This window comes from Clostridium uliginosum (assembly GCF_900112485.1).
Classification (GTDB): Bacteria; Bacillota; Clostridia; order Clostridiales; family Clostridiaceae; genus Clostridium; species Clostridium uliginosum.
Window position 1 is genome coordinate 205,488 of the sequence record NZ_FOMG01000003.1, and the last position, 24,147, is coordinate 229,634.

Genomic DNA, 24,147 nt, shown 5'->3' on the forward strand with positions numbered 1-24,147 from the left:
ACATAAATAAGTATTAACTAAAATTTTTTATTATGTTATTATTATAAATTTTACAACAGAAATTACCCTTAATTTATTGATAAAAAGCTTTATTTAGTTGATAATAGAAATTAGGCATATGCAAAGAAAATAACAAGTCAAAGATGCAACGTATACTGACTTGTTATTTATTTGAATATGCATTATAAGAACAATTTTAGGAGGAAAGCATGAAGAGAGAATTAGTTTTGGTTGTTGATTTCGGTGGACAATATAATCAATTAATAGCAAGAAGAGTAAGAGAATGTGGAGTATACTGTGAGATAATTCCATATGATTATACTATTGAACAAATAAAGAATAAAAATCCTAAAGGAATAATATTTACTGGAGGACAAAATAGCGTTTATGGAGAAGATTCTCCAACTATAGATAAAGAAATATTTGATTTAGGAGTACCTATACTTGGAATATGCTATGGAGATCAATTGATAGCGCACGTGCTAGGTGGAAAAGTTGCAACAGCACCAGTAAGAGAATATGGTAAGACGAATATAACTTTAGATAAGTCATCTAAATTATTTGATGGAATTGAAACTGATGGAATTGCTTTGATGAGTCATACTGATTCTATACAAGAAACACCAAAAGGATTTAAAGTAACAGCACGTACAGAAGTTTGTCCTATTGCAGCTATGGAAAATGAAGAACAAAAACTTTATGGAGTTCAATTCCATCCAGAAGTTGAACATACTGAATTTGGACAAAAAATGTTACAAAATTTTGTACATAATATTTGTGGATTAAAAAATAGTTGGACTATGGCTTCTTTTGCACAAGATAAGATAAAAGAAATTAAAGAATTAGTTGGAGATAAAAAAGTATTATGTGCTTTATCTGGTGGAGTTGATTCATCAGTTGCAGCTATGATTGTACATAAAGCTATTGGTCATAATTTAACTTGTATATTTGTTGATCATGGTTTGCTTAGAAAAGATGAAGGAGATACTGTTGAAAGAGTATTCAAGAAAGAATTTGACATGAACATTAAGAGAGTTAATGTTGCTGATAGATTCCTTGGAAAACTTGCTGGAGTATCAGATCCTGAAACGAAGAGAAAAATCATAGGTGAAGAATTTATAAGAGTATTTGAAGAAGAAGCTAATAAATTAGGGGAAATTGATTACCTTGTTCAAGGAACAATTTATCCAGATGTTGTAGAAAGTGGAACTAAGACTTCTGCTACAATAAAATCACATCATAATGTTGGTGGACTTCCGGAAGATATGGAATTCTCACTAATAGAACCATTAAGAGAATTATTTAAAGATGAAGTTAGAGCAGTGGGAGAAGAACTTGGAATTCCTCATAAATTAGTTTGGAGACAACCATTTCCAGGACCAGGTCTTGCTATAAGAGTATTAGGTGAAATCACTGAAGAAAAGCTTGAAATAGTAAGAGAAGCTGATTCAATATTTAGAGAAGAAGTTGCAAATGCAAACCTTGATGAAACTATATGGCAATACTTTGCTTGTTTACCAAACATAAGATCAGTTGGGGTTATGGGTGATGAAAGAACATACTGCCATACAATTGCTTTAAGAGCAGTTACTTCAAATGATGCAATGACTTCAGAATGGGCAAGGATTCCATATGAACTATTAGATTTAGTAAGTAGAAGAATAGTAAACGAAGTTAATGGAGTAAACAGAATTGTTTATGATATAACATCTAAACCACCAGCAACTATTGAGTGGGAATAAAATTAATATCATATTACAACTAAGTTATTTAAAGATAAGTAAATAAAAAACGACTAAAAGATAGTTATAATATATCAGCAAAAGTTGATGTATTATAGCTATCTTTTTTATTGATTATAATTATTTTAATAACCAATAGTTAAGTATTATCATACTATATAATATAAAAACTTTTTAACAAAAGGAGAGAAAAAGATGAAGGATATTTATTACAATGAAAATGAAGAGGAATTAATGTATAATACTGAAGATATTTGTGATGATGATGAATTAGCTTCTTTTGAATGTAACTGTGGAGAACAAGGTAACAAGCCTAATTGTAAAAAAGAATATGAAAAAGGATATAAAAAGGGATATGAAAAAGGATTTTGTGATGGATGTAAAAAGGGATATGAAAAGGGATATGAAAAAGCAAAGCAAGAAGTTTTAGATTTTATAAATAAAAGAAATAAATGCTGTTGCAGGAAATGTAAATGCTGTTGCAGAAAATGCAATTGCTGTAGATAAATTAATAATAGAATATAAAAAGAAGGATCTGTAATTATAAGATCCTTCTTTTTAATTTTTTTAGCTTTTTTGAAGATACCTAAAGTGTGAAGTTGAAGAATTTGTATTATGATGAAACAGAAAATAGTAATTATAAAATAATGATAATATATTTTGTTAATATAGATAAGACAACATTCTAAAATATTACATTTTAAGACAAATAAGTAAAAATATACGAGATATTGTAACTATAAGATTATAAAATCCAAAAATAAATTTGAAAAATATGTTGAAATATATTATCTTTAAGTAAAGAACTAATAATTTTTTTTGATTGTATTAGTTAAATTTAATTTATGAACAACAGTGATATTAAGCGTTTTCATAAATTAGTACATGTTTTTTCAAACACGTTATGAAAAAGGATACATTAAATAAACAATGCAATTGTATTAAGATATGGTTGTAGGATGAAAAGAGGAACTGAAAATGGTTACAAGATCATTAGAAAGAAGACTATTCATTATACTTGAAATGTTAAATAACAATAAAGGAGTTGTTTTAGAAGATTTTTCGGACGAGTTAGGGGTTAGTACTAGAAGTATTAGAACTTATATTAAACAATTGCAAGAAGAGATACCTAGCAATATAGTTGAAATAGTACGAACTAATAATTCTGAGTATAAGCTTAATGTAAAAAATAAAGAAAAATTCAAAGAAATACTAGATTCAAATAGAAGACAAAAACAAAAATTTTCTCAATTAAATAACCCGGAAGAAAGAATTGATTATTTAATCAATAGGTTAGTAGGGCTTAATGAAATTGTGACAATAGATGATTTGGCAGAAGAAATGAATGTAGGAAGAACAACTTTAGTTAAAGATCTAAAGAAGGTAGATAAGAAATTAGATGAGTATGGATTAGTGTTAAAACGAAAAACAAACTCAGGAATAAAAATTGAAGGAGATGAAATTAATTTAAGGTTAATTATACTTGAACATATATGTACAACATATAATGATGCAATAATTTTATTAGAAAGTCATAATGTTATTGATAAGGAAAATATAATTAAACTTCAAGATGAAATAATAGAAAAGCTTAAAAATAATAGATTTAGTATTACTGAAGATTTAATAAATAACTTGATTAGATATATAACTGTTATGTTATTAAGAATTAAAAATAACAATAAAATAAGTTCGCTTCAGCAACAATACAAAATAATTATGGAATCTGAAGAATATTATATTGGAAAAATTATAAAAAGTATAATTGAAAAGGTAAAAGGTATAATAATAGATGATTTAGAAATAATATTCATTGTAATGCCTTTACTAGGAAGAAATGCACCTTTATATCATGAAGTATTAAGAAATTTAACAATTGGAGAAAATATAACATCCTTAAGAAAAGAAATTTTTGAAAAAGTTTTTGAATCTACAGGTTTAAGCTTAGAAGAGGATGAAAAATTAATTCAAGGATTAGAATATCATTTATATTATGCACTAAATAGACTTGTGTTAAATATTAAATATAAAAATCCTATGTTAAAAGAAATAAAGGAAAAATACAAGTTACCATATGAAGTTGCAAAAATAGCAGCTATGGTAATAGAAGAAAAATATAAGGTTGAAGTAGTAGAAGATGAAATTGGATACTTAGCATTGCATTTTGGTACTTATATAGAAAGAGCTAGTAACAACTTCATTAAAATAAGTAATGCTGCAGTTGTTTGCAGTACAGGACTTGGAACAGCACAATTGTTAATTATGAAATTAAAAAAAATAATTGGAGAAGATATTAATTTTAAATCTTTTTCAGATTTAGATTTAACAGAAGAAATAGCTGAAAATTATAATATGATATTTACTACTGTAGATCTAAAAATACATACAACTGTGCCAATAGTAAAAATTACTTCGATTTTCGATGAAAGTCAGTTAAAAGGAGAAATTGAAAGTCAAGTATTTTTAAATAAAGAAAATAAGTACATAAACAACACAGAACAATATATTTTAAACAGCATGTTAGATGAGCAATTGGTATTTTATTTGAAAGAAACTAGTTTTATGAAAAATTTGGAGCGTATGCTAGATAGTTTAATAGAAGAAAATATTGTATCAAAAGCTTTTAAAAATAGAGTTATAGATAGAGAAAAAAAATCTACAACAGCATTTGGAGGATATATAGCTTTACCACATGCTGTAGATGAAAAAGTAAATAATGTAATAGTTGCATATGGAATATTAAATGAATTAATTGTAGTTGATGGTAAAGAAGTTGGATTAATAATACTAATGGTAATTCCATCAGAAAGTAAGTATAGTCAAGAGATGATTGTTAAAACATATCAAGAAATAATAGATTTATCAAGTAATAAAAAAGTAGTGCAAAAACTAATTAAAACTAAACAATATGAAGAATTTGAAAAAGTTTTAGGGAGGAGATAATTTATGGATTCAGTTACATTTTTAATATTAATAGGAATTACTGTTTGGATACTTAATTTTATCTTTGGACTACTACAAATTAAAGATTTTAATAAAAATTATATAGAGCTTAGGAGATTAGGAAAAGTAGCAATAGGTAGAAAAAAAGGAAGACTTAGCTCAGGAACTATAGTATTAATTAGAATTAAAGACGATGGATTAATTGTAGAATCAAGAAAGATGCAGGGAGTAACAGTTACTGCAAGAGTTAAAAATTTTAATGGATTAGAAGATAAGTACATAGGACAACTAAAGGAAAACGATTTAAAAGAATTTAATAAACCACTTAAAAAGGCAATCTTAGATGCCGTAAAAAATTATAATACTTTTAAGATTGAGGAGGTGAATAAACAAAAAGAAAATCTAGAAGTGGTTGTTTAATATCTTTAATATAAAATAAGGAGGTCTTTTTAATGACACACATGTTAGAATTATTAGCTAAAGGTGCAGATTCGTTTATGAATCTATTTAGAGCAGGTGGTAATCAATTCGTAGGTTTTGTAACAGGTATAGTGCCATTATTAATTGCATTGCTTGTAACAATGAACGCAATCATAAAATTTATCGGAGACGAAAAGGTAGAAAGTTTAGCAATGAAATGTGCAAAAAATCCAATAACAAGATATTTGCTACTACCAGTTATAGGTACATTCGTATTTGCTAATCCAATGACATTATCATTAGGAAAGTTTATGCCAGAAAAATATAAACCAAGTTATTATTCAGCAGCAAGTTTCACTTGTCACACAATGAATGGATTATTTCCACACATTAATCCAGGTGAATTGTTTGTATTCTTAGGAATAGCATCAGGTATTACAACATTAGGTTTTTCTACTACAGACTTAGCTATTAGATATTTATTTGTAGGTATGATTACAAATTTCTTTAGAGGATGGATAACAGATTTTACAACTTCATATGTAGAAAAGCAACAAGGAATTAAATTAAATACTGAAGTAAAATTAGGATAATTAAGAGAATTAAAGTACATAAAAATAATTAATTAAGGAGTTGACAGTTATGGGATACAATAAAGTTAAGATTAATAAAGGATCAGGCGGATGGGGTGGCCCATTATTGATAGAACCTACAGAAAAGAAGAACAAAGTTGTATATATCACTGGAGGAGCACAACCAGAAACAGCAGTGAGAATAGCAGAATTAACAGGATGTGAATTAATCGATGGATTTACACATGGAGTTAGAGATGACGAAATTGCTTGCGTAATAATTAACTGCGGAGGAACATTAAGATGTGGAATTTACCCTCAAAAGAAAATTCCAACAGTAAATATTATGAAAACAGGTAGAAGTGGACCTTTAGCAATGTTTATAAAAGAAGACATATATGTTTCTGCAGTAAAACCTAAAGATGTTGTAGAAATAACAGAATAAGAATTATTTATTATAATAAGGAGGTAAACTAATGAGTTACGATACAAGTAAAAAGATTAGTCAACAAACCGGAGGGCTTGTAGGAAAAATAGGTATAGCAATAGGAAATGTTAGTAGTACATTATTCCAAGCAGGAAGAGATACTATTGATACAGTAATTCATACAATATTACCATTCATGGCATTCGTTGCTGTAATGATAGGTATTATAAATGAATCAGGAATTGGTGCTTGGATTGCCAATCTACTTACACCGTTAATTGGAAATGTTGGAGGCTTAGTTGTATTATCACTTATATGTTCTTTCCCATTACTTTCACCATTCTTAGGACCTGGTGCTGTTATAGCTCAAATAGTTGGAGTATTAATAGGTACTGAAATTGGTAAAGGAAATATACCACCACACTTAGCTTTACCTGCACTATTTGCTATAAATGCACAAGCAGCAGCAGATTTTATCCCAGTTGGATTAGGACTTGCAGAAGCAGAACCAGACACTGTACAAGTAGGAGTTCCATCAGTTTTATATTCAAGATTTTTAACAGGTGCACCAACAGTTGTAGTAGCTTGGTTTGTTAGTTTTGGATTATATGCTAAATAATATAAAATTAAGCTAAAAAAGAGACAATTTAAGTAAAAGGGGACAGTTTTATGAATACGATTTATAGCACTAGAATAGAAAATATCGGTACAAAAGCTAAAGAATTTTTTGAAGCAAATATGTTTATAACTTTTAAGCAAAATGCACCTCAAGAATTAATAGATTATTGTTTTATTCACAGTGAAAATAATTTAGTAGAAGAAATTAAAGCTAAAGATATACTTTGTATAGATGATGTTACTTATGAAGTGAAAGCAGTAGGTGAATTAGTAAACCAAAACTTAAAAGATTTAGGACATATAACCTATAATTTTCTAGGAGAAGAAGAAGCTAAAGTAGCCGGAACTTTATATTTAGAAAAAAAAGAAATTGCACCAATTGGCGTTGGTACAATTATAAAAATAATTAGAAAATAATTTTAAAAAAATAATTTTAAAAAATAATAATTAAGATGATTATAAGTGTTTTTAGTTAATTAGTCAATTGACTAAAAACACTATACAATCTGTTAAACTGACATAAAAACAGCTTAGTATTTTATAGAATTACTCACTTGTTTGAAAAGTGGTGTATTTACTTAGATTGATAATAGTGATGTTTATATAACTTAACAGATTGGATTTATTTAGGGAGGTATAAAAAATGACAAAGTCATGGTTAAATTTAGAAGGAAAAACAGCAATAGTTACAGGTGGTGCATCAGGAATAGGAAAGTCAGTTGCACAAGAGTTTTTAAATAATGGAGCTAACGTAGTTGTATGTGATATGAATCCAAATCAACCTGAAATGTGTCTACAAGATAATTGCGGAAAGATGTTATATGTTAATACAGATGTAACAAGTATTAGTAGTGTTAAAGAAATGGTTTCAAAGGCAAAAGAAAACTTTGGCAAAATAGATATTTTAGTAAATAATGCTGGAATAAATATTCCTAGATTATTAGTAGATCCAAAAGATGCAAATGGAAAATATGAATTAGATGAAAAAGTTTTTGATAAAATAGTAAATGTTAATATAAAAGGTGTATTCTTTTGCACTCAAGAAGTAGGAAGAGAAATGGTTAAAGAAGGATCAGGCGTAATAATAAACATGTCATCAGAAAGTGGACTTGAAGGATCAGAAGGACAAAGTATTTATGCCGCTACTAAAAATGCAGTTAACTCTTTTACAAGATCTTGGTCAAAAGAATTAGGAAAACAAGGAGTTAGAGTTATAGGAGTAGCACCAGGAATATTAGAAGCAACAGGATTAAGAACTATAGAATATGAAACAGCGTTAGCTTATACTCGTGGAATTACTGTTGATGATTTAAGAGCTGGATATAGTAAAACTTCAACTACACCACTTGGAAGATCAGGAAAATTAGCAGAAGTAGCTGACTTAGTTTGTTACTTAGGATCTGAAAGAGCAAGTTATATTCATGGAGTTACTTATAATATTGCAGGTGGAAAAACAAGAGGATAACATAAATAAGATAACGAATATGATTTGAATGTGCCTAACATAATGTTTAGATATACTTAAGAGTTCCTATATTAATAGGGACTCTTAAGTATATCTAAAATAAATTAAATGAATTTGTAATGTATGAATATAACTGAAGTTAGGAAGAAAAAATAATATATATTTAGATGTTAAAAATTTAGGAGATAAAAAAGAGTATAGTTTTATAATAAAGCAAGAATATGGGTTTATTTTGTAATAAAAGGTAGATACTTTTGTATTAATATCTACCTTTTATTACAAAATAAGTACATAATATTAGTGTAAAGCTACAAATTTAAAATAATGATATAAATGTTTAATAAAAAGAAATAAAAATATGATATAATTATAGTTGCAAATTTACGTAATTAATATATGGAGGTAGTAGTCATGAAAAGAGGATTAACATTAGATTTAAGTAAAACAGAAGCATTTATAAAAGAATATGAACTGGATTATATGGAGGGAATGGTAAAGGATTCACATGATAGACTTCATAATAAAACAGGTCAAGGAAAAGATTTCTTAGGATGGATCGACCTTCCAGTAGATTATGATAAAGAGGAATTCGCAAGAATTAAAAAGGCGGCAGAAAAAATCAAATCAGATTCAGATGTCTTAATAGTTATAGGAATAGGTGGATCTTATCTTGGAGCTAGAGCAGCAGTAGAAATGTTAACAAGTAATTTTCATAACATTTTAGATAATGACAAAAGAAAAACACCAAAAGTATTCTATGCAGGCAATAATATAAGTTCAACATATATGGCAGAGCTTTTAGAAGTTATTGAAGGAAAAGATGTTAGTGTAAATGTAATTTCAAAATCAGGTACTACTACAGAACCTGCAATTGCATTTAGAGTATTTAAGGCATATTTAGAAAAGAAATATGGCGTAGACGAAGCTAGAAAGAGAATATATGCAACAACTGATAAGGCAAGAGGAGCTTTAAAGAGTTTAGCAGATACTGAGGGATATGAAACTTTCACAATTCCTGATGATGTTGGTGGAAGATTCACAGTATTAACACCAGTTGGATTGTTACCAATAGCTGCAGCTGGTATAGATATAGACGAAATGATGCAAGGTGCTGCTGATGCAAGAGAAGCATATTCAAATCCATCACTTAAAGAAAATGATTGTTATAAATATGCAGCAACTAGAAACATTTTATACAATAAAGGAAAAGCAATTGAAGTATTAGTTAATTATGAACCATCACTTCATTACTTTAATGAATGGTGGAAACAATTATACGGAGAATCTGAAGGAAAAGATAATAAAGGATTATTCCCAGCAGCAGTTGATTTTAGTACTGATCTTCATTCTATGGGACAATATATTCAAGATGGTAGAAGAAATCTTTTTGAAACAGTTGTTAATGTTGAAAAAGCTAGAAAAGAAATTACTATAGATTTCAGTGAAGGAGATTTAGATGGATTAAACTTCTTAGCAGGAAAGACTATGGACTTTGTAAATAACAAAGCATTCCAAGGAACTTTGTTAGCGCATAATGATGGTGGAGTACCTAACATGGTAGTAAATGTACCAGAACTTTCACCATACTATTTTGGACATATGGTTTATTTCTTTGAAAAAGCTTGTGGAATTAGTGGATATTTATTAGGAATAAATCCATTTGATCAACCAGGAGTAGAAGCATATAAGAAAAATATGTTTGCGCTTCTTGGAAAACCTGGATATGAAGATATTAAAGGTGAATTAGAGAAGAGACTATAATAAATGAAAATTATAATTGATGGAGATGCCTGTCCAGGCATCTCCATAATTGAAAGTATAGCTAAACAAAATAAACTTTCAGTAATAATTTATTGTGATATTCATCATTTTCTTCAAAGTGACTATTCAGAAATTAAAATTGTAGACAGTGGATTTCAAAGTGTAGATATGTATGTAATGAATGCAACTAAAGCAGGAGATATAATTATATCTCAGGATTATGGAGTAGCTGCAATATGTTTATCCAAAAAAGCAAAGGTGATAAGTCCAAAAGGTTTTATATATGATGAAAAAAATATTGATAGACTACTAGAAGAAAGGCATATATCACAAAAAATTAGAAGAGGTGGAGGAAAAACCTCGAATCCCAAAAAAAGGACAGAAGAGGATAATTTAAGATTAGAGAAAAATTTAATAAGATTAATTGATGAAGTTAACCTAAATATAGATAGAGGATAATTAAAAAATACCTCTATTTTTTTTAACCATTTTATGAGTTAGATTATATAATTATGATATAATTTAAATAAAAATCAACTGAAGTTATTTACAATATTTGGTATAAATGTATAATGTAATTAGAGAATATATAATGAGAGGGGCTTTAGGTATGATGCAAGAACTTCAGTTGAAAGATGTGGATATTATATTTGACAAGGAAAAACCGCAAAATAAAGGAACAGAAATAAGTATTTTAAGCGAAATAAATAAAAAAACAGCTGATATAGAATATAAATTTATTATTGGTTCAAATGGTATATGGAATACTATACAAGATTTTTCTGATGACAATAAGTGCCTTTGGAAGCCAAAAAGTGAAGGGGAATATATAATTATGGTACAAGCAAGAGAAAAGAATGGGAAAAAGTCTTTTGATTATCTAGCTAAAGAAAATTATTTGATAAGTAATAAAAATCCAATAAAATTTATAGAGAATGTATCAGTTGATAAGAATGATTTAATGATAGGTGACAAATGTTCAATAAAGGTAAAAGCAACAGAAGAGGATCTTCTTTATAGATTCTATGTAAAGGGATATCAGGGGTGGGATCCTATTATAGACTATACTAAGGACAATACATTGTTATATACAGCAAATAATGCTGGAGAAAAGGAATTTTTAATAGAGTGTAAAAAACCAAATTCGAATGAAAATTTTGATGATTATATAACTATAAAAATAAATGTTAGTGATATTGAAAAATTAGAAATAACAAATTTTAAGTGTACAAATAATAACTTGATTATCGGAGAGGATTTAAGATTTTACGTAGAAACAGAGGGACCAACTAATAGAACTATTTTATATAAATTTTATAAGATATCTAAAGAAGGTAAAGCTACTTGTATACAGGATTATTCTACTAAGGAAAATGTTACTTACAAAGAGGAAAAATCAGGAGAATATAAAATTTTATGTTTTGTAAAGGATATATTTTCTGATAAAGAATATGATGATAGGGCAGTTATATTGTATAAGGTTAAATCCTATAAAGATATTAAAATTAAAGGATTTTCAGCAGATTTAAATTCACCTCAAGTTGTTGGTACGGATATAAAATTTAAAATAGTAGCAGAAGGTGGCAGTAATTTAGTATATAGATATAAAGTTAAAGGTTCACATGAAGAAGATAGTGGATTTATTAGAAATGATGAATATTTATGGAATACAAATGAAGCTGGAAATTATGAAGTAACAGTATTTGTTAAAGATGCATCTTATCAAGGGGAATATGAATGCTTTGAAAAAATTGATTTTAATATAGAAAAAAAGGGAGATAAACCTGTAAAAATATTAGATGTAGTAGTTGATAAAGAAAGAACTATTATAATTGGAGAACAAGTTAACATAATGGTAACCGCAGAAGGTGGGACAAGACTTAATTATTCATTTATAGTATATAAAGATAAGAAGAAAGTTGAAAATGCAGTATATAGTAAAGCTAATTGGGTTAATTTTATTCCAGAGGAAAAAGGCGATTATGAAATAGAAATTAATGTTAAAGATAGATATTCGGATAAATCTTATGATGCACATACTTTTGTATATTTAAAGGTAAGAGAGTATTTGCCAGGAGAAATAGATTATATAATTTTACCTTGTAAAGAAAATTATGTGGTTGGAGATAGTATAGAATTTGAATCTATTATTCAAAATACTAAAAGTGTTTTAGTGAAATATGTAACAAAAATTAATGGTCATACAGTAGAAGAAACAGAGTTTTTAAAGAATAAGAAATTAAGATTTATTCCTAAGATATCAGGAAAATATAAAATAGAAGTTTATGCAAAAAATGTTAAATGTACAGAAGAATATGATTCTAAAAAAGAACTGAATTTATATATAAGTGAAGCTTCTCCGGTTATAAATACTAAAATAATAATAAATAAGCCTGAAGGGAAAATAAATGAAGAAGTAACATTTGAGGTAAAAAATTCTGGCGGAAAAGATGTTTGTTACGAATTTTATTTAATGGAGAATGGTAACTGGAGGAAAGTACAGTCCTACAGCAAAAAGCAATATTATAGTTTTATACCATTTGTAAGAGGTAAATATAAAATATTAGCATTAGCAAAAAGTTATTATAAAAAAGTAAGTTATGAAGATTATGATGAAATTATTTTTAAAGTAGTAGATTAAGCTTTCATAAAATAATACGAAAATTAATTAGATATTGAAAAATAAATAACTAGTCAAAGATTCTTAGGATTTTTTAACTAGATAAGGAAGAGAAGCTAGTTAATATTGCTGTTATTAATCACTTTTTCTGAAGCAGTATAGTACAAAAAAGACAAGAAGACGGACAGTTATTTATTGGAGATGTTTTATGAAGCATTTAAAATAAGCTCTATACTCTAAGTTAGAGCTGATTAAGAAATATACATTGTTAATTATTCAGTAGTACTATTTTAAATGCATAAGATAAAAAAAATGGAGGAACATTATGGGAATAGATAGTTTAAGTACAATGTCAAAAGATCAACTTTTAGCATTAGAATCGAATAAAAGTTATTCAGATGATAACAATAGTGAGGATGGGTTACAATTTGCATTAGTGATGAAAGCTTTAATGGACAATTCCAAGAAAACATCTGAAGGTAACGAAAAGTTACAAGGAATGCAAAGTTTACAAAATACACAAACTACACCAGGTCAAAGATTAGATTATATGCAAATGATTTTAAATGACAATTCAAATTCAATTAACAATACGTCTATATCAAGTTTAGCTTCACAAACTAATGATGATACAATGAAAAAAATATATTCTGCAGTAGACGAAGCATCAAAAAGATATGGTGTAAATTCCAATTTGATTTTAGGAATCATTAAGCAGGAGTCAGATTTTAATCCTACTGTTACATCAGGTGCAGGTGCTATGGGACTTATGCAATTGATGCCTGAAAATTGTAAAGAAGATGGAGTTAATGATGCTTATGATATAGAGCAAAACGTTCAAGGCGGAGTAAAACAATTAAAAGGATATATAGATAAATATAATGGTGATATAGCGATGGCACTTATGGCTTATAATGCTGGACCAGGAACAATGCAGAAAAGAGGAGTTTCTTCAGCAGAAAATTTATATAAGATGCCAAAGGAAACTCAAGATTACGTTCCTAAAGTAATGTCATATTATAAAAATGGTATATAAGATTTTTATAATAAAATAATAAGCTTAATATAAAAGTACTATTTTGTTATTTTTCTTAACTATTAAATTAGGATAGAGATTCTTGACAAATATAAATTTAAGAGGTATAAAATGTTAGATACATTTTATACTTTTTTAATTTATACTATATTATAATTAAATAATACGCTATGTTTTAAAACCGTGTTGATGTTGTTATATAAATTTCAATGTCAGTTTGCTATTATATAACAATATCAACACTCTGTTAAAACATAGCCAAATAATAAAGAGATATAAATATTAAGTAAGGCATATGAAAAGTTAAAGTATATAAGTTCCAATAAAGTTTGTTCATTAATATAAATATTAGAACACTTATAAATACTATGATTTAACTACTATAGTGAGGAACTTATATAGAAAATTTATGATATATATGATTCTAAGAAGATATTGTTAATTAAAGATATGATTTATTATAAAAATTAAATAAAAGTTTATAAATGTATTAACTTAATTAGAACATATATATTAATTAGAAAAATATTAAAAATCATTTATAGAGGTGAACATATGGAAAGATTAGATAAAATAATTGCAAATTTAGGTTATGGTAGTAGAAAAGAAGTAAAGGCATTTGTGAAAAAGGGATTAATAGAAGTTGATGGTGTAATTGTTAAAGACAATGGAATAAATGTTGATCCGGAGAATGTTAGTATTAAAATCAATGGTGAAGAAATATTATATCGTAAATACATATATTTAATGATGAATAAGCCAGCTGGAGTAATATCTGCAACTCATGATTCAAGAGATGAGACAGTAATTGATTTATTAGAGGTAGATCATCAAGCGTTTAATCCTTTTCCTGTAGGCAGACTAGATAAAGATACTGTAGGGTTATTATTATTAACTAATGATGGTGACTTAAACCATAGACTAATAGCACCTAAATGGCATGTGGATAAGGTGTATTATGCAAAAATTAATAAGAACGTAGACGAGAATGATCAAAAAGCATTTAAAGAAGGTATAGTTTTAGATGATGGATATAAATGTTTAGAAGCAAAATTAGATATTATATCTAGTGCGGAAGAAGAATCGGAAGTGAAAATTACTATTCAAGAAGGAAAGTTTCATCAAATTAAAAGAATGTTTGAAGCATTGAATAAACAAGTTGTATATTTAAAAAGAGAAGAATTTGGAGGCCTTCCATTAGATATTGAATTAGAGGAAGGCGAATATAGAGAATTAACAGAGAATGAATTAGCACTTTTAAAGAGCTATTAACGAACATTAAATCTTTTTGCAATAAAATCATTCATTTCATATTTTCAACTAAATAATTTTAGTGAAATTACTTGCATTTTGAATGAGAATATCCTATAATAATTTTGCAAGGATAAATAAAAGGAATTATATAGCCCCCTTTTTATTTATTGCTTATTGCTTATTGCTAAAGCGCAACCTAGCCCCAAGGGTTGCGTTTTTTTGTTTTCAAATGAAAATGTTTACCTAAATTTTAGAAGTCAATAATTTATAAAATAGAGTACTAAATAGGTAAATTTATGAAATGAATTAGAAATTTCAATAAGAATGAATGGATTAAATCATTAATTTTAAATTATGATTTAATCCATTCATTTTTTATATTTGTGTTTTTATGTACTTAAATGGTAATAATAATTACATAAGTAAAAAAATCCAATATATTTAGTTGCTAAGGGCAATAATAGTATTGCAAATGAAAATGTCTTAAGTGACTTTTAGAATAAAATTAGAGAGCAAGTATGATAGCTATTGGATAAATTTCTACATTAAATAATAAGCTTACTATGTTATAATATTTAAAGATTAAGAAAGGAGACTAACTAAATGGAGTTAAAGTCATTACTTAATAAAGAACAATATGAGGGTGCAATAACAGTAGATGGTCAACTATTAATATTAGCTGGTGCTGGATCTGGTAAGACTAGGGTATTAACTTACAGAATGGCACATATGATAGAAGACTTAGCAATCGCACCATACAATATATTAGCTATTACATTTACCAATAAAGCCGCAAAAGAAATGAAGGATAGAGTTAGATCTCTTATTGGAGATAGAGCTGAGAGTATGTGGATATCAACTTTCCACTCAACTTGTGTTAGAATATTAAGACGAGAAATAGATAAGATAGGATATAAGAGTAACTTTACAATATATGATAGTTCAGATCAAAAAGTATTAGTAAAAGATTGTATGAAGTTATTAAATATTAATGATAAGGATATAACAGAACAAGAAATATTAAGCAAAATAGGAAAAGCTAAGGATTCTATGAAAACAGCTCAAAGTTTTATGCGAGAAAATGAAGCTAATTTTAGAGAAAAAAAGATAGCTGATGTTTATGAGATGTATCAAAAGAGACTTAAAGAAAATAATGCCCTTGATTTTGATGATCTAATTTTTAAAGCAGTTGAACTTTTTAAAACTAATGAGAGTGTTTTGGATTTTTATCAAAATAAGTTCAAATATATTATGGTAGATGAGTACCAAGATACTAATGGAGCTCAATATGAATTAGTTAAATTACTTGCTAGTAAATATAAAAATATTTGTGTTGTTGGAGATGATGATCAATGCATTTATCAATGGAGAGGTGCAGATATTCAAAACATATTAGATTTTGAAAAAGATTATCCAGGAGCTAAGGTTATTAAATTAGAGCAAAATTATAGATCGAAGGGTAACATATTAGATGCTGCTAATGTAGTTATTGTTAATAATGCAAATAGAAAAAGTAAAGTTCTTAGAACTGAACAAGAACCAGGTAGTAAAATAAAAGTGTATAGAGCTTATTCAGATAGTGATGAAGGAGATTTTGTAGGGAAACAAATATTAGATATAAAAGATAAAGAAGATAAACAATTTAAAGATTTCGCCATTCTTTACAGAACTAATGCTCAGTCGCGTATATTTGAAGAAAGCTTAAGAAGAAAAGCTATTCCATATAAGATAGTAGGTGGAACAAAGTTTTATGACAGAAAAGAAATAAAAGATATATTAGCATATTTAAAAGTACTTGTTAATCCGCAAGATGATGTAAGTCTTAAAAGAATAATAAATGTTCCTAAGAGAAGTATTGGAGATGCAACAGTATTAAAGATTCAAGAATTTGCTAATAATTATGAACTAAATATGTGGGATGCACTATCAGAAGTTAGAACTATTCCTACATTAACACCAAGAAATGTTTCTAACCTAGAAGTATTTACTACTTTAATGGAAGATTTAATGACTCTAAGTGAAACAGTGGAGGTATCTGTATTAATTCAATCAATATTAAAAGATACTGAATATATGAAACAATTAGAAGGCTCTAAAGAGATTGAAGATAAAAGTAGAATTGAAAATTTAAAAGAATTAGTATCTGATGCTGTTGATTTTGAAAAGAGTAGTGAGGATAAGTCGTTATCAGCATATTTAGAAAAAGTATCCCTAGTTCAAGATACTGATAAAATTGAAGAACAGGAGGATACTATAGTTTTAATGACTGTTCATAGTGCAAAGGGACTTGAGTTTCCAGTAGTATTTATGGTTGGAATGGAAAATGGTATTTTCCCGGGAAATATGTCGTTTGAAAAAGAATCTGAAATGGAAGAATCAAGAAGACTATGTTATGTAGGAATAACTAGAGCAAAAGAAAATTTATTTATGACTTCAGCAGAGGTAAGAAGAGTATTTGGTAGGACAGTTGCTTATGCTCAGTCTGATTTTATAAATGAAATAAAGCCAGGGTTAAAAGAGTATGTAAGTGGAAATAAGATGACTTCAAAGAATAAACCTAATGTATCTAAAAGCAATTCTTATATTAATCCACATAGTTTAAGAAACAATATTAACGGTGGAAATAGTTTTGCCAAAGAACATGGAACTATTAGTAATATAAGTAATAGTGACAAGATTGAAAGGTATATAACTAATAATGAAGCTACTCTTGGAAGAAAAGTGGAACACGAAAGTTTTGGTGTGGGTACAATTGTAAGTGTTCAAGATGTTGAAAATGATAAGAAATTAACTGTTGCGTTTGATAAACAAGGTGTTAAAAATTTATTGCTGTCATTTGCAAAGCTTAAGATGATATAGTTAAGCGATTTGATAATGTTTAAGTTTAGGAGATGTAGATACTGTGGATAAGGTAGAAAGAATAAAAGAGCTAGTTGAAAAATTAAATAAATATTCATATGATTATTATGTGCTTGATAATCCTTCTGTTAGTGATAAGGATTATGATAAAGAATATTATGAACTGCAAGATTTAGAAAAGGAAACAGGATATGTGTTACCTTATTCACCTACACTAAGAATAGGTGATGTGGTTTTAAATGGCTTTAATAAGTACACGCATAAAGCAAAACTTTGGAGTTTAGATAAAGCTCAAAGTTTACAAGAAATAAAAGATTGGCATAATAGAAATGTAAAGTTCGTTCAAGAAATGAGAAGTCAAGGGGAAGATATTCCTGATTTAAAATATGTGGCTACTAAAAAGTTTGATGGTTTGACAATTAACTTAACTTACAATAAAGAAGGTATGCTTGAAGTTGGTGCTACAAGAGGAACAGGGGAAACCGGGGAAAATGTAACAGCACAGGTTAAGACTATAAAATCAATTCCACTAAAAATTCAAGAATTAGATGATGTATTTGAGGTTCATGGAGAAGCTGTTATGACTCAAGAAGCTTTAAAGGAATATAACGAAAATTCAAATGTACCTTTAAAGAATTTAAGAAATGGAGCTGCTGGAGCTTTAAGAAATCTTAATGTAAAAGAAACAGCTAGGAGGAACCTCTCGGCATTTTTCTATGATGTAGGATATAAAGAAGGGAATCCGTTTAAAAGTTATTTAGATATGATGGAGTTCATAAAGAGAAAAGGATTGCCAGTTGATGATTATATAAAATTATGTGTATCTATTGATGATATAAAAAAAGAAATAGAATATATAGAAAAGATAAGATTTGATTTAAATTATGATATTGATGGATTGGTGCTTGCTATAGATGATATCAGAACTAGAGAACTTTTAGGATATACAGTTAAATTTCCTAAGTGGGCTATTGCATATAAGTTTGAAGCTCAAGAGGCAACAACTAAACTTTTAGATGTTGAATGGAATGTAGGCAGAAGTGGAAGAATCGGACCAACAGCAATTTTAGAACCAGTAGAACTTGCTGGTGTTACAGTAAAAAGAGCTACACTAAATAATATGGATGATATTGAAAGAAAAGGCGTTAGGATAGGTGCAGATGTATTTGTCAGAAGATCTAATGATGTAATACCTGAAATAATGGGTACAGTAGAAGAAACATTAGAAAATTCAGTAGAGATAAAACCACCAACTGTTTGTCCAGCTTGTGGAAGTCATGTGATTTTAGAAGGTGCTCATTATTTTTGTGAAAACACACTTTCTTGTAAGCCACAACTAGTTAAAACCATAGTGCATTATGCTTCACGAGATGCAATGAATATAGCAGGATTTTCAGAAAAAACTGCAGAGCAATTATTTGAAAAGCTAAATATTAAATCTATTTCAGATTTATATAAGTTAAATAAAGAAGAATTAATGGATTTAGATAAGTTTGGAGAGAAAAAAGCAGAAAATGTACTTAATGCTATTGAAGAAAGTAAGAATTGTAAATTGTATGCTTTTATATATGGATTAGGAATTCCTAATGTTGGAGTAAAGACAGCAAAAGACTTGGTTAATAGCTTTAAATCCATAGAAGGATTAAAAAATGCTAGTTTTGAGGAACTTGTTTTAATTCAAGATGTGGGTGATATTGTTGCAAAAGATGTAATTGAGTTTTTTAAGGAAGAAAAAGTATTACAAACTATTCAAGAATTATTAAATTTAGGGGTGAATCCTGTTTTTTCTGAAAAGAAAACAATAGAGAGTGCTTTTCAAGGTAAAACTGTTGTTGCAACAGGATTTTTAAAAGATTATTCTAGAAGTGAGATAAAAGCTAAACTTGAAGAACTAGGAGCTAAAGTTTCTGGAAGCGTTAGTAAAAAGACTGATTATGTGATTGCAGGAGAAGCTGCAGGATCAAAATTAGTTAAAGCACAAGAGTTAGGCGTTAAGATTCTTTCAGAGGAAGAATTTCAAGAAATATTAAGGAGTGAAATTTGATGAAGACAATAGTAAATTGGCTAAGTTTAATATGCGGATTTTTAACAAGCATTTTAATTATATGTACATTTTTAACAAGTTACCAATTTTACTATGTTGGTCAAATCTTTAATTCTTATTTACCATTACAGTTAGGAATTTCTATAACTATGGCAATGCTGACACTCAGATTTATACTTAATGAAACAGGTAGAAAAAGAATAATATATTCTGTTTTTAGTTTTACTATATCAGTTTCTTTGATATTTTTTATAGTTAATTTAGTAAAATAGAAGATTTTATATTAAAGGTACATTTAAAAAAGTAATAGACCAGTATGCCTAAAAGCAACCTTATTATGAATATGTATTCATAATAAGGTTGCTTTTATTTAAATTTTTCTGCTTTTTCAAAATCGGATATATTATCATAAGAAGCATCTTCAACCATTTCAGTGTGATTTTCATCATCAATTAAATAATCATAATTATCATTTTTTAAATCCTTTACAGATATTTTATCGCATAAAGAAGTAAGCCTTTGACAAATTTTTTCCAATATATAGTTATGATAACGTAATTGACGATGAGATTTAAGAGCAACTATAAATAACCAAATTCCTATAAACATAAACACACACATAAATAGTATTGATACTACTAAAAATGCACCAGTTAAAAATTGCATTAAAAACCCTCCCTAAAAAATATATTTAAATTATATCACAATAAGTGTTGTATATCATAAAAACTATTCACATTAATGATTATAAAAACATTATGGTGTTAATAATTTAAATATAAGGCACATTCAAAAAAATAATAGACCAGTATGCATGTCTATTTTGCATTATAAGGAAGCTCGACTCGTATACACTCGCTGAGTAAGTGATTCACACAAAATCATAGATTTGGATTCTCTACTCACGTCGGCAAATTCAGCTAATAGCTCACTATTAACAGAACTTGCCTCATTGTCTGACATAAAGTGAAACTTTACACTCCAGATGAATTTAGTTGAACTTATCTTAAGACAAAATATACGATGCATCTTTGGTCTATTATTTTCTTTCATGTGCCTAAGGACTAAAGAGAAGGGAGGAGCTTAAGTGAAAAAGTATTTAATACCTATTTCTTTAACTTTTATAGTAGTTGCTTTTTTATTAGGATTTGTAGAAATAGATAAAAATAGTATATCAAATAAAGATTTAGAGCATGGAATAACCTATGGAATTAGCAAAATTCCAACAGACTTAAAAAATACAACAACATTAACTAAACGGGATGAGGATGTTATATGTTCAGTAAGCAAGGGACTCGTATCAAAAGATATAGATAATAAAATAATGCCTTCTTTGGCAAATGAAATAAATCAAAGTAAAGATGGTATAGAGTATGAGTTTAAACTTAAAGATGATATTTTTTGGAGTGATGGTACAAAAATAACACCAAATGATGTAGTCACATTCTTCAAGGAACTGTTGAAAGAAGAAGATGAGGAAAATATATCAGCATTGTTAGATGTTTATGGGGCAAAGGATTTTAAAGAGGAAAAAACAACTTTTGAAAAAGGTGTTGCAATAACAATAAAAGATAATGGAGTAATAATAAGATTAAATAAAAAAAATGATAATTTTTTAAATGAGTTAAGTAATCCACAATATAGGATTAGAAAGTATCTAATAATGTGGAGTAATATAAAAAATAATTATAACAAATTAGTTTATAGTGGAGATTATATAATATCTTCTTTTGATGATCAGCAAATAAAACTTAAAAAAAACATACACAATAATAACAATTCTATAAGTAATATAAACATAATAAAAGATAATAGTGTGGAATTATCTATGGCTTCATTTGAAATAGGAGAAAGAGATATTGTTGTAGATCCGCCTCAAAGTGAACTCAATAAATTAAATTCAGAAGGAAAATTAATAACGGTACCAAAAACAATGGGGGCATATTTAGTTATTAATAATAAAAATGATACTATACCGTTACAAGGAAGAAGATATATATACAAAAATGTATCTAAGGCTTTAGAAGACTATGAAAGTCTAAATGATAAAAGATTTGAATTAGCAGAAGGAAGTTACTTTAGAGAAGATAAGAATGACTTAACTAAACTTCAATCAAGAAAAGTTATAAGTAATAAAGAAGAAGAGTGGAATAATGCTAAAATTCTAACATTGCTATGTAAAGACAATAATGATAATAGAGAATTATGTAGATGTATTGAAAATTGGTTTAAGAATAATACAGGGATATTTATAAAATATAGTTTGGTAAAAGATGAGGAATTTGAAGATCAAGAATTACAAAAGCGATATGATATGATTTTAATTAATAATGATGCTAATACATTAAATAAAAAAGAATTTTACTCACAACTTAATAATTATTTATCTGAGTCTGAAAAAGAAAAATTATTGAATCAAAATTATAATTTAAAAAATAATATATATGAAAATATAGAGAGTAACTTGTTTGAAAATTATAGAATACTTCCATTAGTGTTTTATAATGAAAATATAGCATTTTCAAATAATATATCTAATATAAAATTAGATGGTAATGGGAATATAGATTTTGTTTCTATAAAATAAGAATATGATTTATAGAAATAGCCAATGCTCTAGGAAAAGAGCATTGGCTATTTCTTTTATTTTATGTGCCTTATAATTTAATGAGAAACTCAAAATAACTCTAATTGTTCTTATTATTATGAGATTTTGCCTTAAAAGATTTTTTGGATTTAATATTATTTGTAATATTTGAAGAACTGGGCTTATCATCAGATTTTAAATTGGAATTTTGATTTATACATAAATCAGTTATATCTTCATTTAATTCTTCGTTTATAGGTGTTTGTTTATCGGGATTTTGAGTATCTAATATATTGTCATCATTATGTTCAGGCATAATGATATCTATTTTTCTAAGGCAAGGGTCCTCAATTTTATTTAATTTTACAAAGCCCATTTCTTTTTCCACATCGTCTTTAAGAAAGTAAAGTATAAGAAAGAAACTAAGCATATTTTTATTACTCTCAAAAGAATTTTTAGGAATGCTAAATGTATCTTTTTTCTTAGAGTAGTTTAAAGTTTTTACAAATATAGGAGCTAAGCCAGTACTATTAGGTGTTGGTAAGTTAGGCATTCTAAAGTAAGTTTCTTCTAACATATCTTCAGAATGTAAACTTAATTTTCTGTATCTCTCTACTTCGTCTAAGGTAGGAGCTTCAGGCCAACTTGTTAAAAATCCACTGTTTATAAAAAATTTTTTGTAAATGCTGGATATGATAGGTTTCAACTCTGAATTTTTATCTTCTTCATTTGAATATAAAATTAGGGATAAAATATAAAAATTAATTTCCAAACAAGAGTATTTACTATCTTTCTTATCATATAATTTTATAAATATATTTTTATCTTTATCATATATATTTATTAATTTATCATTAATTTCTTTACTTGTTTCTTTAAAAGAAATTATTTTTGTATGTTTATAAGATTCCATTAAGCATATAGCAAATAAACTGCAATCCTCTAATGAATTTACATAATAATCTTTCATCATAAATTTATTTGTAAGGAAATCGCTTAAATTCAAAATAAGATCTTTGGCATCATTATTATTTGAATGTTTATAGAAAATATTTAGAGCTAATAATATACTTAAGTTTTCACTAAATGATAAATCGTATAAAGATTCTTTATATTCCTTAAACATATCTAGAATTTCATAAGCAAAATTTTTATATTCAGCACTGTCAACATCAGATTTGTTATAAAAGGAATATAAGTAATATGCATCCATCATAAAAGCTTGATCTGAAAATTTAAATTTTATATCTTTATCTATTAGATTAAATCCTTTAGAATTAGCATCAGATATATTTTTTTTATCAACAAAAACTCCTTCATTATTTCTTAAATTTTTAGAATAAAATTTTAATTGTTGCTTTGAAAGATATTTAAATGGCTTTTGAAAAGAAACAATATTTCTATTATCTTTACCATAATTAGAGTAATAATCACTTAACTCTAAGAGACACAATGTCATCAGGGCATTTGTAGATGGATTTATTTCTTTCTTAAATGTTGATTCATCAAATCCATGCGAACTTTTGCTATGGATAAACATAGGGGATGATTTCTTATATAAGCATAGTAGTGGAGAAAAATTATTTAATATGCTAATATCATTTGTAGAAGAAGACTTTTTAGAAACTCTAATAGGCATTAGGAGACCACATTTTGAATTTAGTACGATTGTTTTTACTGATTCTTTTGATAAATAAAAAAGTTGACTACTAATTTCCTTTTGAGAAAGACTGTTCATCCTAAAAAATGGTCCTATATATCTCAAGATATTCACCTCTCATAAAATTTTAACATTATTA

The 24,147-nt window shown here is 27.3% G+C and carries 18 protein-coding genes and 1 pseudogene; 17 read left to right on the plus strand and 2 right to left on the minus strand.

Features of this window, described 5'->3' with window-relative positions; genetic code table 11:
• Positions 1–209 precede the first annotated feature (209 nt).
• The 16 genes and pseudogenes from guaA to BM027_RS03775 all read left to right on the plus strand — a co-directional run bounded on the left by guaA (position 210) and on the right by BM027_RS03775 (position 20,033).
• Positions 210–1,742: a glutamine-hydrolyzing GMP synthase gene (gene guaA / locus BM027_RS03695; protein WP_090088882.1), complete on the plus strand. Its 1,533-nt coding sequence runs from the start codon at positions 210–212 to the stop codon at positions 1,740–1,742.
• Positions 1,743–1,937: 195 nt separating this feature from the next.
• Positions 1,938–2,249, plus strand: a complete 312-nt coding sequence (locus BM027_RS03700; protein WP_090088885.1) for a hypothetical protein — start codon at positions 1,938–1,940, stop codon at positions 2,247–2,249.
• Between the two features lie 471 nt (positions 2,250–2,720).
• The gene (locus BM027_RS03705) at positions 2,721–4,685 is read left to right on the plus strand and encodes a BglG family transcription antiterminator (protein ID WP_090088886.1); all 1,965 of its coding nucleotides are present in this window, start codon (positions 2,721–2,723) and stop codon (positions 4,683–4,685) included.
• 3 nt (positions 4,686–4,688) lie between these two features.
• Positions 4,689–5,105, plus strand: coding sequence for a transcriptional regulator GutM (locus BM027_RS03710; RefSeq protein ID WP_090088888.1), 417 nt, complete (start codon positions 4,689–4,691; stop codon positions 5,103–5,105).
• 32 nt (positions 5,106–5,137) lie between these two features.
• A complete protein-coding gene (gene srlA, locus BM027_RS03715) occupies positions 5,138–5,698 on the plus strand; it encodes a PTS glucitol/sorbitol transporter subunit IIC (protein ID WP_090088890.1) in 561 nt (186 codons plus the stop codon).
• A 49-nt stretch (positions 5,699–5,747) separates the two neighbouring features.
• A pseudogene (srlE, locus tag BM027_RS18845) lies at positions 5,748–6,723 on the plus strand (PTS glucitol/sorbitol transporter subunit IIB).
• A gap of 50 nt (positions 6,724–6,773) precedes the next feature.
• Positions 6,774–7,139 carry a PTS glucitol/sorbitol transporter subunit IIA gene (locus BM027_RS03730; RefSeq protein WP_090088897.1) on the plus strand — a complete coding sequence of 122 codons (366 nt, stop codon included), beginning with the start codon at positions 6,774–6,776 and terminating at the stop codon, positions 7,137–7,139.
• Between the two features lie 226 nt (positions 7,140–7,365).
• Positions 7,366–8,187 carry an SDR family oxidoreductase gene (locus tag BM027_RS03735; protein WP_090088899.1) on the plus strand — a complete coding sequence of 274 codons (822 nt, stop codon included), beginning with the start codon at positions 7,366–7,368 and terminating at the stop codon, positions 8,185–8,187.
• 411 nt (positions 8,188–8,598) lie between these two features.
• The gene (locus BM027_RS03740) at positions 8,599–9,948 is read left to right on the plus strand and encodes a glucose-6-phosphate isomerase (protein ID WP_090088900.1); all 1,350 of its coding nucleotides are present in this window, start codon (positions 8,599–8,601) and stop codon (positions 9,946–9,948) included.
• Between the two features lie 3 nt (positions 9,949–9,951).
• Complete coding sequence (locus tag BM027_RS03745) at positions 9,952–10,407, plus strand: YaiI/YqxD family protein (protein WP_090088902.1); 456 nt, start codon at positions 9,952–9,954, stop codon at positions 10,405–10,407.
• A gap of 154 nt (positions 10,408–10,561) precedes the next feature.
• Positions 10,562–12,589 (plus strand): triple tyrosine motif-containing protein, encoded by a 2,028-nt coding sequence (locus BM027_RS03750; RefSeq protein WP_090088947.1) that lies wholly within the window; start codon positions 10,562–10,564, stop codon positions 12,587–12,589.
• 304 nt (positions 12,590–12,893) lie between these two features.
• A complete protein-coding gene (locus BM027_RS03755; protein WP_090088911.1) occupies positions 12,894–13,604 on the plus strand; it encodes a lytic transglycosylase domain-containing protein in 711 nt (236 codons plus the stop codon).
• Positions 13,605–14,159: 555 nt separating this feature from the next.
• A complete protein-coding gene (locus BM027_RS03760) occupies positions 14,160–14,876 on the plus strand; it encodes a pseudouridine synthase (protein ID WP_090088918.1) in 717 nt (238 codons plus the stop codon).
• 585 nt (positions 14,877–15,461) lie between these two features.
• On the plus strand, positions 15,462–17,717 hold the full coding sequence (pcrA, locus tag BM027_RS03765) for a DNA helicase PcrA (protein ID WP_090088920.1): 2,256 nt from the start codon (positions 15,462–15,464) through the stop codon (positions 17,715–17,717).
• 43 nt (positions 17,718–17,760) lie between these two features.
• Complete coding sequence (gene ligA / locus BM027_RS03770) at positions 17,761–19,761, plus strand: NAD-dependent DNA ligase LigA (protein ID WP_090088922.1); 2,001 nt, start codon at positions 17,761–17,763, stop codon at positions 19,759–19,761.
• The gene (locus BM027_RS03775) at positions 19,761–20,033 is read left to right on the plus strand and encodes a hypothetical protein (protein WP_090088924.1); all 273 of its coding nucleotides are present in this window, start codon (positions 19,761–19,763) and stop codon (positions 20,031–20,033) included. Before ligA ends, BM027_RS03775 begins: the two co-directional genes overlap by 1 nt.
• Before the next feature lie 94 nt (positions 20,034–20,127).
• Here the strand turns inward: BM027_RS03775 and BM027_RS03780 are convergent, their stop codons facing one another.
• Complete coding sequence (locus BM027_RS03780) at positions 20,128–20,427, minus strand: hypothetical protein (RefSeq protein WP_090088926.1); 300 nt, start codon at positions 20,425–20,427, stop codon at positions 20,128–20,130.
• 421 nt (positions 20,428–20,848) lie between these two features.
• Here BM027_RS03780 and BM027_RS03785 point away from each other — a divergent pair, with 421 nt between their 5' ends.
• Positions 20,849–22,348 (plus strand): ABC transporter substrate-binding protein, encoded by a 1,500-nt coding sequence (locus BM027_RS03785; RefSeq protein ID WP_090088927.1) that lies wholly within the window; start codon positions 20,849–20,851, stop codon positions 22,346–22,348.
• Positions 22,349–22,448: 100 nt separating this feature from the next.
• Here the strand turns inward: BM027_RS03785 and BM027_RS03790 are convergent, their stop codons facing one another.
• Entirely contained in the window at positions 22,449–24,113 is a 1,665-nt protein-coding gene (locus BM027_RS03790; protein WP_090088929.1) for a hypothetical protein, read from the minus strand.
• Positions 24,114–24,147: the final 34 nt, after the last annotated feature.

Coding starts and splice junctions, on each gene's coding strand:
- guaA (WP_090088882.1), top strand. CDS start 210: ATGAAGAGAGAATTAGTTTTGGTTGTTGATTTCGGTGGACAATATAAT.
- BM027_RS03700 (WP_090088885.1), top strand. CDS start 1,938: ATGAAGGATATTTATTACAATGAAAATGAAGAGGAATTAATGTATAAT.
- BM027_RS03705 (WP_090088886.1), top strand. CDS start 2,721: ATGGTTACAAGATCATTAGAAAGAAGACTATTCATTATACTTGAAATG.
- BM027_RS03710 (WP_090088888.1), top strand. CDS start 4,689: ATGGATTCAGTTACATTTTTAATATTAATAGGAATTACTGTTTGGATA.
- srlA (WP_090088890.1), top strand. CDS start 5,138: ATGACACACATGTTAGAATTATTAGCTAAAGGTGCAGATTCGTTTATG.
- BM027_RS03730 (WP_090088897.1), top strand. CDS start 6,774: ATGAATACGATTTATAGCACTAGAATAGAAAATATCGGTACAAAAGCT.
- BM027_RS03735 (WP_090088899.1), top strand. CDS start 7,366: ATGACAAAGTCATGGTTAAATTTAGAAGGAAAAACAGCAATAGTTACA.
- BM027_RS03740 (WP_090088900.1), top strand. CDS start 8,599: ATGAAAAGAGGATTAACATTAGATTTAAGTAAAACAGAAGCATTTATA.
- BM027_RS03745 (WP_090088902.1), top strand. CDS start 9,952: ATGAAAATTATAATTGATGGAGATGCCTGTCCAGGCATCTCCATAATT.
- BM027_RS03750 (WP_090088947.1), top strand. CDS start 10,562: ATGCAAGAACTTCAGTTGAAAGATGTGGATATTATATTTGACAAGGAA.
- BM027_RS03755 (WP_090088911.1), top strand. CDS start 12,894: ATGGGAATAGATAGTTTAAGTACAATGTCAAAAGATCAACTTTTAGCA.
- BM027_RS03760 (WP_090088918.1), top strand. CDS start 14,160: ATGGAAAGATTAGATAAAATAATTGCAAATTTAGGTTATGGTAGTAGA.
- pcrA (WP_090088920.1), top strand. CDS start 15,462: ATGGAGTTAAAGTCATTACTTAATAAAGAACAATATGAGGGTGCAATA.
- BM027_RS03775 (WP_090088924.1), top strand. CDS start 19,761: ATGAAGACAATAGTAAATTGGCTAAGTTTAATATGCGGATTTTTAACA.
- BM027_RS03780 (WP_090088926.1), bottom strand. CDS start 20,427: ATGCAATTTTTAACTGGTGCATTTTTAGTAGTATCAATACTATTTATG.